Origin of the sequence: Alkalimonas collagenimarina (assembly GCF_030717845.1) — a bacterium.
Classification (GTDB): domain Bacteria; phylum Pseudomonadota; class Gammaproteobacteria; order Enterobacterales; family Alteromonadaceae; genus Alkalimonas; species Alkalimonas collagenimarina.
Window position 1 is genome coordinate 25,601 of record NZ_JAUZVZ010000011.1, and the last position, 15,293, is coordinate 40,893.

Annotated in this window: 13 protein-coding genes; 9 read left to right on the forward strand and 4 right to left on the reverse strand. The window is 42.7% G+C overall.

What is annotated here, in order from left to right; genetic code table 11:
* Nucleotides 1–33: 33 nt before the first annotated feature.
* Entirely contained in the window at nt 34–1,164 is a 1,131-nt protein-coding gene (locus Q3O60_RS09175) for a GNAT family N-acetyltransferase (RefSeq protein WP_305893626.1), read from the reverse strand.
* A gap of 107 nt (nt 1,165–1,271) precedes the next feature.
* Here Q3O60_RS09175 and Q3O60_RS09180 point away from each other — a divergent pair, with 107 nt between their 5' ends.
* Nucleotides 1,272–2,777 (forward strand): oligosaccharide flippase family protein, encoded by a 1,506-nt coding sequence (locus tag Q3O60_RS09180; RefSeq protein WP_305893627.1) that lies wholly within the window; start codon nt 1,272–1,274, stop codon nt 2,775–2,777.
* Between the two features lie 14 nt (nt 2,778–2,791).
* On the opposite strand, the gene Q3O60_RS09185 is transcribed toward Q3O60_RS09180, so the two are convergent.
* The 3 genes from Q3O60_RS09185 to Q3O60_RS09195 are packed head-to-tail and all read right to left on the reverse strand — an operon-like array spanning nt 2,792 to nt 5,616.
* Nucleotides 2,792–3,364, reverse strand: coding sequence for a GNAT family N-acetyltransferase (locus Q3O60_RS09185; protein ID WP_305893628.1), 573 nt, complete (start codon nt 3,362–3,364; stop codon nt 2,792–2,794).
* A gap of 2 nt (nt 3,365–3,366) precedes the next feature.
* The gene (locus tag Q3O60_RS09190; protein WP_305893629.1) at nt 3,367–4,602 is read right to left on the reverse strand and encodes an ATP-grasp domain-containing protein; all 1,236 of its coding nucleotides are present in this window, start codon (nt 4,600–4,602) and stop codon (nt 3,367–3,369) included.
* Between the two features lie 30 nt (nt 4,603–4,632).
* Entirely contained in the window at nt 4,633–5,616 is a 984-nt protein-coding gene (locus tag Q3O60_RS09195) for a polysaccharide deacetylase family protein (RefSeq protein ID WP_305893630.1), read from the reverse strand.
* A gap of 307 nt (nt 5,617–5,923) precedes the next feature.
* On the opposite strand from Q3O60_RS09195, the gene Q3O60_RS09200 reads away from it, so the two are divergent.
* The 8 genes from Q3O60_RS09200 (at nt 5,924) to Q3O60_RS09235 (ending at nt 15,159) form a co-directional block, all read left to right on the forward strand.
* Nucleotides 5,924–6,847, forward strand: coding sequence for a glycosyltransferase family 2 protein (locus Q3O60_RS09200; protein WP_305893631.1), 924 nt, complete (start codon nt 5,924–5,926; stop codon nt 6,845–6,847).
* 64 nt (nt 6,848–6,911) lie between these two features.
* Nucleotides 6,912–7,847, forward strand: coding sequence for a sulfotransferase family protein (locus tag Q3O60_RS09205; RefSeq protein ID WP_305893632.1), 936 nt, complete (start codon nt 6,912–6,914; stop codon nt 7,845–7,847).
* Nucleotides 7,848–8,096: 249 nt separating this feature from the next.
* Nucleotides 8,097–9,008, forward strand: a complete 912-nt coding sequence (cysD, locus tag Q3O60_RS09210) for a sulfate adenylyltransferase subunit CysD (RefSeq protein WP_305893633.1) — start codon at nt 8,097–8,099, stop codon at nt 9,006–9,008.
* Nucleotides 9,008–10,417, forward strand: a complete 1,410-nt coding sequence (gene cysN / locus Q3O60_RS09215) for a sulfate adenylyltransferase subunit CysN (RefSeq protein WP_305893634.1) — start codon at nt 9,008–9,010, stop codon at nt 10,415–10,417. The genes cysD and cysN overlap by 1 nt, the downstream gene beginning before the upstream one ends.
* A gap of 2 nt (nt 10,418–10,419) precedes the next feature.
* Complete coding sequence (locus tag Q3O60_RS09220; protein WP_305893635.1) at nt 10,420–12,150, forward strand: SLC13 family permease; 1,731 nt, start codon at nt 10,420–10,422, stop codon at nt 12,148–12,150.
* 16 nt (nt 12,151–12,166) lie between these two features.
* On the forward strand, nt 12,167–12,778 hold the full coding sequence (gene cysC / locus Q3O60_RS09225) for an adenylyl-sulfate kinase (protein ID WP_305893636.1): 612 nt from the start codon (nt 12,167–12,169) through the stop codon (nt 12,776–12,778).
* Nucleotides 12,775–13,773, forward strand: a complete 999-nt coding sequence (locus tag Q3O60_RS09230) for a DHH family phosphoesterase (RefSeq protein WP_305893637.1) — start codon at nt 12,775–12,777, stop codon at nt 13,771–13,773. Before cysC ends, Q3O60_RS09230 begins: the two co-directional genes overlap by 4 nt.
* Nucleotides 13,774–13,809: 36 nt before the next feature.
* Complete coding sequence (locus tag Q3O60_RS09235) at nt 13,810–15,159, forward strand: O-antigen ligase family protein (RefSeq protein ID WP_305893638.1); 1,350 nt, start codon at nt 13,810–13,812, stop codon at nt 15,157–15,159.
* Nucleotides 15,160–15,293 lie beyond the last annotated feature (134 nt).

Consider the following 15,293-nt stretch of genomic DNA (forward strand, 5'->3'; position numbering starts at 1 on the left):
CGCAGCCCAACAGGAAGTAAACAGTCAGCTAAGTTACTTAGAGAAAGACTTTTGAAATGCTAGACGTACACTTTGAGACCAACGCTTTAATCTGGACGGAAGCAACGTCTTGTGAAACGTCTGAAAAGCACTAAGCCAGAAGACAGAGTGATTAATGGAATAGACAGGTGTTGTTGCAGCGACATACTGCTGTTTATAGCTGCTGGATCGACCTTTCATTAAATCGTAGTGACCTACCTGTTTCTCCCTCGCATTCTGCAGCGCGATCAGATGGATCGCGATGCCGGTATTTGGTAGCGGGCTTAGTGAGCTTATCCCGCTTTGATAGTAGTACAACGTCAAGTTGTGATAAAAGCCATAAAAAACAGCGATAGTTTGGCTCTGGCAGACTAGTTTAAAAAGTAATAAATTTTTCTGTTGTAGCATGCTACTGGCAAGTTTTTTATGGAAATTACAAAATTTCTGGCTGCTGAAGGCGCCGGCTTTACCGCGACTCTGCCAGTGGCTATTATGTAATTGAATCAAATCGCTAAAAAATTCTTCTAACTGGTTCTGTTCATTGCAGTAAATCACATCAATATCATGTCGCTCGGTAAATCGTCGGGCATGGCGACGTAAGCCAGATTGAACCAACTGTTTAATTTGATCAGTTTCACTGATGGCCACAGGCATCACAAAGCGTTGACCGACAAGCTGGTGTTGGCTGCGCCAGCCTGTTTTTGTGTACCCCTTAAGCCAATGAAAGCAATGCGAGTCTGATAAGATATTATCGAAGCAAATTCGATAGCATGTTGCCAGCTGTTGTACTTGTTCAGTAAATAAGGTCAGTGACTCGTTCAGGTAGTATGGATGAATGATAAAATCCTGAAACTCGCTACACACTTCTGAGTCTTCTGGCTCACCAGTGCCAATAAACCGTAATTCATAACCTAGAGTAATTTTCTTTAGATAAAGCGGGTAGATTGCGATAAACTTCGAGCCTAGACGATGGCAGCATATAAAAAGTCTATCCTGCGGAGTCAGGTAATGAGTGAGCCAATGAGTCAACCACTCTGCAGTGGTACACAGAGCGGTTGATAGCTCTGCATTTGTAAAAAAGTCAGAAGAAAAATTTAAAGTGGTAAGTTGTTGGATATCCTCGATAACTTCGGTTGTGATAGCCATTAATTCACCATGAATACATTGATTATTTAGATGGTAACTTATCTGGAACTGTAAATCATCAGCTTTTCAGCTTATGGACTTTCACTGAATAAACGGAATTAAATAGCATGCTTAGGTCGTTGTTCAAAAATGCTGTCAGTGTTTTAGCTGAGAAGGGTGTCATCATTCTGATGACATTTATCACTACACCTATTCTTCTGAATGAACTAGGAGTGACCACCTATGGTGTGTGGATCCTGCTGATTAACATGGTTGCCTGGGCTCGAATGAGTAACTTAGGCTTCGGTTCTGCAGTGACAAGAACGGCTGCAATTTATATTGAACGAAACAATTACTCTGAGATGAACTCACTTTTCAATAGCAGCTTGTTGTTGAATGGCGCTCTTGGATTTATTGGGATCGTTATTGTCAGTTTACCCATCTTCTTCCCAAATATTTTACAGCTGCCAGAGAGCTATCTTGATGAGGCAGCTTTCATTCTAATGTGCCTGTGTATTAAAGTTCTGGCAGACTTTGTACTCATGTCGGCTAACAGCTATTTTTCAGCCGCTTTGAAACAGAACGTGGTAGCAAACATTAGTGCTTTATCTGAGCTTGGCAAAGGCATCGGTACTATTTATCTGGTACTGAACGGTTATGGCATTATGGGGATGCTATTCGCGTTGCTGGTTACTGACTTTCTGGCATTTATCGCTAAGCTTTTATTTCTGAAAAAAACCTACCCTGATCTGAGGTTAGGCTTTTCCTTTATAAGCTATCAACAGATTAAGGATATATTTGCTTTCTCTAAGTATATCTTACTTGCTAATGTTGCCTTGATAGTCCGAAAGCGCATCGGCGTGAATGTGGTGTCAAAATTTGTTGGTGTTGCATCGGTAGCTACTTTTAATATCGCACAACAGCTGGTATTGCACTGCGAGAACATCATTACGATTATCAGCCAGGTGGCAAGCCCTGCAGCCACGCGAGTGCTTAACCGCGAAGATAAAAGCCAGCAAGCAAAATACATCAGCATGATGAGCAGGTTAAACCTGTTCAGCACAGTCGTGGTTTTAATGCCTTTATTGGTTTTTTCCGATGCTTTTGTCCGGATCTGGTTGGGAGAGGAATTTATAGCGGTAGCGTTTTTCATTAAGCTGTTTAGCTTGATGTTGATCAGCAAGTTTATTTTTTACTCGGCCCAGTCTGTGATGATTGCAAAAGCTAAACATCAGCTGCTACCTGTAATTCATATTTTTGGTGCGGTACTAACGGTTACACTAAGCATCGTATTAGCGAAACTCTATGGAGTAATTGGGGTGGTGAGTGGGTTGGTTATCGCATCACTGTGTACTGAGTTGTTATTCTTTACTCCTATTCTATTGCGGGAACTGGCTGAGCAACGGAAGCACTTTATGAAAGTGCTACTGACGGCAATATTGGCGACAGTGCTGCTACTTGTGCTTGCCGAACAGCTTGATCTTGCACTGTATATCAATGGCTGGATTAAGCTTCTGATCGCGGTTGCAGTATTTTCCATATGTAATCTTTTACTGTTTTGGCTAATTTCTTTTAATAAGCACGAAAGAGCTAGTCATGTACAAATTTTTAGAGATAAGAGAAAAGCTAGCTAAGGTACACAACAGCGTTACTGACTAAATATTTTGGTGAAGCGTAAAGGCTTTGATATTCCTTTAACATGTATCTGAATCACTTTACTATGTTTAAACCAGCCTGCATTTTGAAAGCTGCGAATTGAAGGTGTATTGGAATGCCAGATACGAGCGTAAATTTTGTTGTACTGATTTTGCTTAGTATAGTAACTTGCATGCTGTATTAACAGTTTAGCTAAGCCTTCACCACGAGCTGACTTGGCAACAGATAAGAAAACTAACTCTGCTTCATCTGACTTCAAGGGTAAGAAGTTTCTTTTCTTTTTATAATATTCGCCGCTCCAGATCCAGCAAACACCAAGCAGTAAGTTATTCTTCCAAATACCGAATCCTCTAGAATCAGCATTAATAGCGGAATGGCACTTTCTTAGATCTGTATCTTCAGAAATTAATATTTCGTCAGTTGATTCTAGCTGGCTGAGCTTATAGGGGGCCGGAACAGAGGGGGGCTCTTTTATCCCCAATAAATCATATTTATAGATATCGAATATAAGATACTCTTTTACAACTAATCCGACTAACCATCTTAGAGAGTTAAGAATACGCATTGTTATCTATCGCCCTTATTGGTTTTTCCTCTTACTTTTACATAAGAAAAAGGTAATGAGGCAAGCTGGAGTATTTTGAAAGCAGAATATCGAATATTACCGAAGTTAAATATCTCATCTCTTGAGAAAATTATTTTCTTTAATAAAAAAATAACTAGCTTTCCACTTGGCATGATTGGATAGTCAATTCTGGTCCATCTCCTGAACATAATGGAGTATAAGGCCTTCAATACCATAAGCTTATTCGTTATTTCAATTTTTGAGTGTGTAGGCGGCGTTTCCAGAGGTTGATTGACAAAAGCTTTCAACAGTTGCGCCCCTTCGTGGTTATCCAGAAACCTTACTTTATTGGTAGTCCCCCCCAACCGGAGGTTTAAGTCTAAGAAAAACCATTCATTTTTTCCTTCAATAATCTCAAAGTGACAAACCCCAATAAAATTAATGTCTTTTAGCATATCAATACATGATGTAATGACGACAGCCGGTGGGTTCTGCATATTCCTCAATGCTAAAGTGAGGCCCTGAAAGCTTGCTGTTACCTCATATATACTAACAATGGTTTGGTTTTCAGCATTTCTGGCGCAATGGATCAAAAGCTTCCTGCCAGTGAGTAATGGTTGAACGACGACTGGGTATTTATCGCTAAAACGCTGAAGCTGTTGAGGAGAGTCAATGACTTCGACTTTAAAATCGGCCTTGCTGAGCTCAGAGATCGGCCTTATTACAGCAGGGTAATGAATGTCGTCAGGAATTTTTATACCTGGGGACACATACCAACTGGGTAGTACTGCCAGGTTGTTTTTTTCTGCTAATTTGTTTTGTAATTGCTTGTCCTCAGCCAGTGCTATTTGAGTATCGGTAGCATAAATTAAATCGATATTTTTTATTTTCATTGCCCGTATTTTTTTTGCGAGGAAATACGAAACGCAGGTAACATAAATGTCTTGTTCACTAGTGGCGGCTAAACGTAATAGACAGTCAGACCAACTATTTTGGTAGCTTAGCCACTCGAATGAATTGAACAATTTAGATGATAAAGGGGGCGTTTTTTGATGTGTGTCGATAAAGCATACTTTAAAAGCACCTACAGTACTAAAGTCGAGTAAGCAGGAGAAAATTGGCGGTGACATCTTGCCTACAACAATTAGTGTCTGCTGAATATTTAATTCCTGTGAATAAGAACAATCTCTAGGAGCAGCTACTGTTTGGGTTGCCTGTGGCGAATCACTTGTTTTCATTTGATACTTAACTATCCTTGTTAGCGGCTATTAAATGTTGATTTTCCTGCGAACTTGCTCAAGCTGACGGTGGAAATACGTCCATTTTGCTTGTTTATACAATGTGCTAATGCCATGGCTTTTGACTGCGTTTCTGTCTTGCTCTGAAAAAAGCTGTGTTTTAAACCTGTCTTCATGCTTTGCCAAGTACTTGCAGAGCTTATCGAACCGCTGCAGTACTATAGGGTCCAGCACATGTTTCTTGGCTTTTCCTTTTATTCGCTTAATCCACTCGAATGAATGTAATACAATGACCACTGAAGGCCAGCCTTGTTGATGGGCGTATTCGAGTATGGCTTTCATCTCATAAAAGCTACAAGCAGCAACCTGCACATGCCGAACGTTCCCATTTGGCTCATAGTAAAAACTTATAGGGTATTCTAACACCTCGCCGAGGTACTGAGGTTCTAATAAATCCTGACTTTGCTTTAAACCACAGTGACCGTCTAAATACATGCGATTGTAGCTGGTATCTATATAAATGTCATTGGCAGCCAGAGCTGATAAGGTGTATGTGTTGGCTCCGTAATTACCTGCTCGAAATGCACATAACTTAGTTGCACCGGCTGATACTAGTAACTCTTTGGCATGGCCCAGTAGTTTAATTTGTTCATCGGCAGAAAAACTGGCAATGTTGTAGCCAGTTTTTCTATTACCTAGTAGATCAATACCTGTAATTTCCAGCCACTCAGTATGGATATGTAGCTGGACATCTTGCTGGAATTTATTGATTAATTGAACAACTTCTTTCAGTGAGTCTTGTCCGCCCGGCAAAGAAAATAGTGGGTCAACGAAGAAATTTGCTTTCAGGTTATGTTTTGCAAATTGATCAAGCTGAAACTCTAAGCCATAGCTGCGCTCATTAATTCTTCCATGGATTGCACTATTGAAGTTATCGGTAAAGTTGTCGTAAAAATTCCAGACTTCAGTATCAATCGTGATAAATACATTCACATGCTTGGTTTTTTGATTCATAAAACCCGCGTAACTTCTTGTTGAGTGCTATTGATCTTTAGCAGGGTAAGTAGTACTTGGCAGTATAATGTAAAGGGGAAAAGGTTAAAAGCAATCTTCTGGTGGGCTGCTAGCAACTGGATCCCTTGCTCGGTTATCTCTTCTAGTGTCTACAGCTTTCTCAAGCTGACATGCCGTGTCCGTTGATGAGTGCTTGCTTTCAAGCGTACGTCATCGTTTCTAATCAATAATTGAAAGTACTCGTGATCTTGCCTTGCGGATCTTGTACTATGTACAATACAGATTTCCCGCATAGGATGGTGCGCGTGTGTCAAACTTCGTTTCGGTTATAGTGCCTGTTTATAATGGCGCTACATATATAAACAAAACCGTTGACTCTCTCTTGCAGCAAACATACACCGACTTTGAAGTTATACTTATCAATGACGGCTCAACGGACTGCTCTGCACAAATTATCAATGATTTAGCTTCGACTTATGAATCGGTTCGGGCGTTCCACAAAGAAAATGGCGGTGTGGCATGCGCGAGAAACTTCGGTATTGATAAAGCAAAAGGCGATTTAATCGCTTTTTGTGATCAAGATGATCTCTGGCTCCCAAACAAATTAGAACATCAAGTCCCCTTATTCGAAAATGAAGCAATAGGTTTAGTGTACTGCGGTGCCATTGCTCATCATACAAACGATAACCGAGAGGTGCGATCTGATTTCTCATCACACAGTCGAGGGATGGTGTTTGATCAGTTAATTTACGAGAATATGTTTACCTGCTGTACGGTCATTGCACGAAAAAGTGCAATTTTAGCGGTTGGGGGCTTTGATGAAGACCGCTCACTTATGGGCGTTGATGATTGGCATTTATGGTTGAAAATTGCGAACCAATTTGAGTTTGACTTTGCTGAGAAGCACCTGGCTATTCATGTGTTTCATGGTGAAAACTACTCTTCGAATGACGAAAAAATGCATGCCGCAGAGCTGGTTTGTTTGGATAAAATCCGTGATTCAATAGATTTAAGTGCGAGAGAAGTTGATTGGTCAAAAGTAAAGAGTGAAGTTCATAAAAAATATGCTGCGTGTTATCTCTACAACAGCGATTTTCGAAAAGCTGGGCGCTCTCTCAAAGATGCGAATGCTGCTTTTTTTGATTTTAAAGTTTTGATCAAGTCAATATTGCTTCTAATATTACCAACGTTAGTTTTGTCTTATTCGCAAAAGTTAAAAAGAAGAAAATAGTAATTGTGTGGTAATTTTAATTATTATCTTCCACTTAAAATTAATCAGATGAGAACTGAATATAATGAGCTCAGAAAACAAACCTATAATCGTTATTGGTATGCACCGAAGCGGTACATCAGCCTTATCTGGAGAGCTTGATAGTTTAGGCGTTTTTATGGGGCGTTCTCTTTACAAAGCTCAGAAAGGCGTGAATGAAAAAGGTTTTTTTGAAAATGCCCGTTTAGTCGAGCTCAATGAAGCCATTCAAGACTCCCTGACAACTTCTTGGGACGATCCTTTGTCGATTCTTAAACTTGATTTAAAACCAGAGCCAAATTTTTATCAGCGAGCAAGCAGTTTTATTAATCAAGAATATCTTGGGAAAAGTCTTTGGGGCATGAAAGATCCAAGAGTGTCGGTTTTACTGAATTTTTGGAGTGATATTTTTGAGCAACTGAGCATAAAACCAAATTATATACTCATGATTCGAGATCCTATTGAAGTGGCTCGCTCGTTGGAAAAACGTGATAAGTTTAGTATCGATAAGGGCTTGATGCTTTGGTTAAATTATAACTTTGCGTCTTATAATGGTACAAAAAATCAACAGCGGCTTGTTGTTTCATTTACCGAGTTGTTGGCGGATCCCGTTGCGATAAGACAGCAGATAGCGCAGTCATTCGGAATTGAGCTTAATCAGGATAAAAAAACATTTATCGAAAATAGCCTGCGAACTCATGTTACAGATCATTCAGCAGTAAAAGATCAGGATGAGCTTACTCATTTATCTTATAAGCTTTATGAGGCTATTAAATCTGAGGATGATTTGCTGGTTGAAGAATTACATAACCAATACTTAGATTACTGCTCTTCTATTAATAAAGTTCTGATAGAACATAGCGATAGAATTTTGGTGTCAGAAGTTAAATTTAGAAATTTATTCGAAGACGCATATAACACCATATGGTGGAAAGCAATGTGGCCATTCAGATATATCGGACGAATGCTAAAAAAGCAGTAAAATACTTTTCTCTTCGATTTATCAGCTAAATTTTTATTAGCATAGTTACTCGCTAATTCAGTATTCAGGTATGTGATCGCGACCAGACAGATAAAGGAATATAAAATGGAGGTATTGGTCAATGAAGCAAAATGAACTAGAAATATGAGCTTTTCTTTTGTTGTTCAGCTAACTAGGCATGCAGGACTGCGTTTCAACTTTGTGATGCTCTGCTTGCATATTTTTGATGTTAGACGCATAGGTTAAGTTATGTCATTTGAATCACATTTTACGCATTTGAAAGCACTTGAAAACGAATCCATCCAAATCTTCCGCGAAGTAGCTGCTGAATTTGAAAATCCAGTGATGTTGTATTCGGTGGGCAAAGACTCATCGGTATTACTGCATCTTGCAAGGAAAGCGTTTTATCCTGGTAAAATTCCGTTTCCGCTGTTGCACGTGGATACCACCTGGAAGTTTCGCGAGATGATTGCTTTTCGCGATCGGGTGGCCAAAGAGCATGATTTTGAACTACTGGTGCATCAAAACCCAGATGGTTTGGCGATGAATGTTGGCCCTTTTAGCCATGGTAGTGCTAAGCACACCGACATCATGAAAACTCAGGCTCTAAAGCAGGCTCTGGATAAATACAAATTCGATGCTGCTTTTGGTGGTGCCCGTCGGGATGAAGAAAAATCGCGCGCTAAAGAGCGGGTTTATTCGTTTCGCGATAAGCACCACCGCTGGGACCCAAAGAATCAACGGCCGGAATTATGGAGTATTTTTAATGGACGTGTGGATAAAGGTGAAAGTATCCGCGTGTTTCCGTTATCTAACTGGACTGAACTGGATATCTGGCAATATATTTATCTGGGAAATATCCAAATCCCTGATTTGTACTTTGCCAAAGAGCGCCCTGTGGTCGAGCGCGACGGCACCTTGATTATGGTGGATGATGATCGCATGCCACTTGAGCTGGGCGAGAAGCCCACAATGAAAAAAGTACGCTTTCGTACCTTAGGCTGTTATCCGTTAACCGGTGCCATTGAATCCGAAGCTGAAACCTTGCCGGGAATCATTCAGGAAATGTTGCTGACGAAAACCTCTGAACGGCAGGGTCGGGTCATTGATCACGATAGCAGTGGGTCGATGGAAAAGAAAAAAATGGAAGGGTATTTCTAATGAGCCATGCATCACCTTTGATTGAACAAGATATTCTTGCGTACTTAAAGCAACATGAACAAAAAGAGTTACTGCGCTTTATCACTTGTGGCTCGGTCGATGATGGCAAAAGTACCCTGATAGGCCGTTTACTGCACGACAGCAAAATGATTTTTGAAGATCAGCTGGCTGCGATCACCGAAGATAGCAAAAAGTCGGGCACGCAAGGCAATGAAGTGGACCTGGCCTTATTAGTGGATGGTTTGCAATCTGAACGTGAGCAGGGCATTACTATCGATGTGGCCTATCGCTACTTTTCCACCGATAAGCGTAAGTTTATTATTGCCGATACGCCAGGTCATGAGCAGTATACCCGCAATATGGCGACGGGGGCATCGACTTGTGATTTAGCCATTATTCTGGTAGATGCTCGCAAAGGTGTGCAAACCCAAACCCGTCGCCACAGCTTTATTTGTTCATTGCTTGGTATAAAACATGTCATTGTGGCTGTGAACAAGATGGATCTGGTGGAGTACTCGCAAGCACGTTATAAAGAAATTCAGGACGAATATCTGCAGCTGGCAGGATCGCTGGATATACCAGATATTCGCTTTGTGCCAATATCGGCTTTAAAGGGCGATAATGTAGTGAATCGCTCCGAAAAGCTGGCTTGGTTTCGTGGCTCAACACTTATGGAATACCTGGAAAGCATCGATGTTACTGAAGCTGCTGTGAATCAGGATTTCCGTTTTCCTGTGCAACTGGTATCACGGCCAAACTCAGATTTCCGCGGCTTTCAGGGCACCATTGCGTCTGGCACGATCCAGGTAGGTGACACCATCCGTGTATTGCCAGCGGGTACCATTTCCACCATACAGTCGATCGTGACCTTTGATGGCAAGCTGGAAGAAGCGCACGCTCCGATGTCTGTCACCCTGACGCTGAATGATGAAATTGATATCAGTCGCGGTAATATGCTGGTGAAGAAAGATTCTATGGCGCATTTATCCAGCCGGTTACGGGCACGGGTGATTTGGATGCATGATGCACCCATGCGCGCAAAGCGTGATTACTTGTTTAAGTTTGTTTGTAAAACTACAGGTGGCTCCATCGAGAAATTACATCATCGCATTGATGTGAATACCTTAGAAGAACTGGATAGTGATTTATTAGGACTGAATGAAATTGGCTTGGTAAATATTCAGCTGACTGAGCCGGTGGCATTTGATGCGTATTTGAAAAACAAACACACCGGCGCTTTTATTGTCATAGACCGCATGACCAACCTAACGGTAGGGGCTGGAATGGTAGACTCTGCGTTAATTGCCCATATAGAGCCTGAGGTTAGTTCAGAGACGTTATCTGCCTTCGAAAAAGACTTGATTGCACTGATACGACAGCATTTCCCGCAGTTAAGTAACCCAGGCTAAGTATGTCGCTGCAGGCTTATGCTTTAGTTGGCTTGTTAGCGTTGCTGCTGATTGCTTTAGTTCGCTTTCAGCAGCAGGTTGCCTCCGTGTTTGGTGCCATGTTGCTCTGCTTGTTGGCACTTGGTTTTATTCAAATCGAGGATCTGCTTCGAAGTGCTGCTAACCCCGGGCTTGCCACTTTGGTGGTGTTAGTGCTTATATCCATCGCGCTGGAAAAGACCAGTTTGTTGCGTCGGTTTTCACGTTTTTTGTTTTCGGGCTCGGTCTCTGGCTCTTTGTGGCGAACCATGGGGTTTGCTGCTTTAGCGTCGTCTGTGCTAAACAATACGGCCGTGGTGGCTACCTTGCTGAGCACTGTGAAAAAAAATAAAAAAGTGCCTCCTACCAAATTACTGTTGCCGCTGTCCTATGCTGCCATTATGGGCGGCACTCTCACCTTAATAGGTACCTCAACTAACCTGATTGTGCACAGTATGCTCACAGATGTCGGGCAGCCAGGGTTTCACTTTTTCGATTTTACGTTGATCGGTCTGGGGGTATTGGCTGGCGGTTTGGTGGTAACCTACCTGATGGCACACTGGCTTCCAGCCACTGGCTTTCAGGAAGGAACTGCCCGTCCATATTTGCTTGAAGGTCAGTTGAGTCCAGACTCACCCCTGGTAGGTCAAACTGTTGAACAGGCCGGGCTTCGTCATTTAAGTGATTTATTCCTGGCTGAGATTGTGCGTGGTCAGGATCGTATTCGGCCAGTGGCGCATTACGATGTACTCTGTGCTGGCGATAAATTGTTGTTTTCCGGTGATGTGAAACAAGTGCAGGTTTTGCGCCAGTTCCCGGGATTACAACTTTTTGCCGATGAAAATGGCCTGACCATCGAAGCACTCACTGAAGTCATTATTAAAGAGGAGTCTGTGCTTCGTGGGCGTACACTAAAAAGCGCTGGTTTTCGCTCCCGTTTTGATGCCGCTGTGGTCGCTATTCGCCGTGAAGGTGAGCGCGTTAGTGGTCGGATTGGAGATATTCCGCTGAAAGCTGGTGATTTTCTGCTGCTGGCTACAGGCCCCGATTTTGCAGGGCGGCCCAATATCAGCAAAAACTTTTTTGTGTTGTCTGGTGTGAAGCCGCACAGTGTTGTGTCTGGCTGGCGTGAGTCGCTAATTTGGTGGGGCTTTGCTGGCATGATCCTGGCCTCTGCTGGCTTTGGTGTGTCACTGCTTACCTCGGCACTTTTCTTATTAGGTGCGCTTATTTTCAGCGGGTGTTTATCGGCCAATGAAATTAAACGTCGCTTTCCGGTAGAGATCTGGCTGGTGGTGACCAGTGCGCTATGCATTGCAACTACAATGACCAGTACTGGTCTGGCTGGTCACATTAGCCAGTTTGCTGCAGATACTCTGGGTGAGCGCTCGGTGATGCTGGCTTTTATTGGTGTACTGGTGACGACCTATCTATTAACTGAGCTGATTACCAATAATGCTGCTGCGGCTTTGATGTTTCCGGTGGCTTATAACCTGGCATCGGGGATGGAGGTCAGTTACCTGCCGATGGTGATGGCGGTGGCTTTTGCGGCCTCAGCCAGTTTCGTTACCCCTTACGGCTACCAGACCAATTTAATGGTGTACAATGCCAGTCAATATCGTTTAAAACACTTTATGGTGTGTGGTGTGCCGGTGGCTCTGACTTATATGGTGCTGTGCATTGTGTTCATCCCTCTGGTGTATCCGTTTTATTAAGTTTTAAGGTATGTTTATGAGTAGCAATATTGTTTGGCACCAGGCTGCAGTCGAGCAAAGTGAGCGCCGCGCCCAGCATGGCCATCATCCCTGTTTAGTGTGGTATACAGGGTTGTCTGGCTCTGGTAAATCAACCATTGCGAATGCAGTTGATCGCATGCTGTTTGAGCGTGGCTGTCATACCTATGTATTGGATGGCGATAATGTGCGCCATGGCTTGAACAAAGATCTGGGGTTTGATGATAGCTCCCGTGTGGAAAACATACGCCGGATCAGTGAGGTCGCTTGTCTGTTTATGGATGCGGGCTTAATTGTCAGCACGGCGTTTATTTCACCATTTCAGGAAGACCGCGAGCAGGCCCGTGAGTTGGCCAAAGGCTATATGATCGAAGTGTTTGTCGATACCCCATTGTCAGTCTGTGAGCAGCGCGATCCAAAAGGTTTATACCAAAAGGCACGAGCTGGGCAGATCCCTCACTTTACCGGCATCAGCTCGCCTTACGAAGCCCCTGAGCAGCCAGAAATTCATCTGAAAACGTCGGAGCTGACTATTGAGCAGGCCGCTTTAAAAGTTGTGCAGTATTTAGAGCAGCGACAAATTATTGCAAAGCTGGAGACTGATGCATGAATATTGATGTATTTAACGGCGATGCGGATGGTATTTTCTCGTTGATTCAACTGCGCAAAACTTATCCTGTGCCAGCCGGGCAGCAGCAACTGGTGACTGGTGTAAAGCGAGATATCAGCCTATTGCGAAACATATCGGATATTCAGGCAAATGACGCCAGTATCACTGTATTGGATGTTTCCTTTGATAAGAATGCTGCTGATGTAGAGCGTGTACTACAGCATGTAGAAAGCCTGTTTTATTGTGACCATCACCAGGCAAAGACCTTGTTCGAGCATCCTAAGCTAAGTCACCGCATTGATACATCACCAACAGTCTGCACGGCCTTGTTAATAAATACCTATCTAGGGGGAGATCAGTCGCTTTGGGCAGTGTCCGGAGCTTATGGCGATGGCATGGATGCTTCAGCTGGGCAGTTAGCAGATAGCCTCGGCCTGACAGCTGAACACAAGTTGCAGTTGAAAGAGTTGGGTGTTCTGGTTAATTACAATGGCTATGGTGCTTGCGAAGCCGATTTGCACTTCCCTCCTGCAAGCTTATACCAGCAGCTTATGGCCTATGACGACCCTTTTGCGGTGATTGCAGATAGTGAGTCGCCTTTTTCAGTGTTAAAAGCAGGCTATGAAGCTGATTTAGCCTTGGCTTCAGCGAGCCCATATTTAGTCAATAACGACACTGTGTTGGCCGTACAGTTGGACAATGCTCCCTGGGCTGCACGGATAAGTGGTACTTATGGCAATATGCTGGCTGCAGGAAACCCTGCAAAAGCCGTTGTCATTGCCAGCACGAATAGCGATGGTAGCCTTACTATTAGTTTGCGGGCACCCAAAAATAACCCTTATGGTGCCGCAGATATTTGTAGTCAGTTTCCAACCGGTGGTGGGCGCGAGGGGGCTGCAGGCGTGAATGGCCTTAGACCTGACGGGTTAATGAAGTTTATTACGCAGGTGACGACATATTATGATGGAAATACTGGATTAATTTCATCTGACTAGTAACATTACTCAATGTTGAATAAGTGTGGAGATAACATGGAACAGTTAAGTCGTTCGGAGAAGATTGCGGACTTTAAACAACCCACAGCCCAGTTACAGCCTCAGGATTCTATAGCGGCTTTCATTCTATTATTTTTATATACAGCGCTTGTTTTACTAAGACCTCAAGAAATTTTTACTCCTCTGGTTGGTTTACCAGTCATCATGGTTGTTATGATCTTGTGTACTATTGCAGGATTAGCGTTACAAAGACCGTTACGCTGGGCCCCACAACAGACCATGTTACTGCTCCTTTTACCAGTCATTAGTGTCTCCGCATTTTTAAATGGCTGGGGTACAAAGGGTATTATTGAGTCGCAAAATATCTTTATCTCTTCTATTTTACCGTTATTTTTATTTGCTACTGTTGTCAGCTCTGCATCCAGGCAGAAAAAACTGATGGTGGTCTCAATTATTGCGTCCTTGGCCATGGTCCATAATGGCTGGGTTCAGCAAACTAGCTACGATGCGTTTGGCTGGACGGGTACACAAGCTGTTGCTCGTGACTTAAGGCGTATCGTCTACGTAGGTATTTTTCAGGACCCTAACGATTTAGGCATGTTGCTTGTGATGAATTTGCCTTTTTTAGCTTACTTTTTTCATCGCGGTGGTTTTTTAACGAAAATAATCTGTCTTATCATTTTTCCTATCTTCTTGTACGGTGTGTATATCACTGGTTCACGTGGAACTGTACTTGGAACCGCAGCTTTATTTGGTTTCTATTTATTACTACGTTATGGCGGAACTCGCCTGATCATTGCGGGAATTGCACTTGGGCCAGTTGTAGCCACTTTATTATCGCAATTTGGTGGCTTGAGCTCTGATGAGTCATCAGCACGATCTCGATTGTATGCCTGGTATGACGGGGTACACTATCTGTTAAACAATCCAGTATTCGGTATTGGAAAAGGTAACTTTACCGACTGGCATGGTCGTGCCGCGCATAACTCCTTTATTTTAGTGGCGGCGGAGTTAGGAACCTTAGGTTATACCTTGTGGGGGGGGGCGCTGACACTAACTATTTATGTTGGCTATAAGATCTTTAAACTTCCATTAGAACGCTTTGCAAACCATCCACAGCGGGCTATGGTCATCGATGAGATAAAGATCAACACAGCATTATTTTTCTCCATGATTGCCTATCTGGTTACTGCATTTTTCCTCAGTCGCTCCTATATATTGTTGTTGTTTATCTTTTTAGGAATGAGCATTGCGTCCCATTATCGTGTTTTCAAGTATGTGCCGGAGTTAAAATCATTGATGAGTTACAAAATGGCTGTTTACTGTGGAATGGCATCCTGGGTCATGGTATTTATGGTGTATTTAACATTAAAGGTGTCATTGTAGTAAGAAGAGTAATAAAAGCTGGTGCTTAGTTTGTAGCACCAGAAAAAGCCTTAGCCCTTACCAGATAAAACTAAGGGCTAATTATTATCAATGATTTCCTCCCTGAGTTGATGAGGGTAATACTTGATAAATTA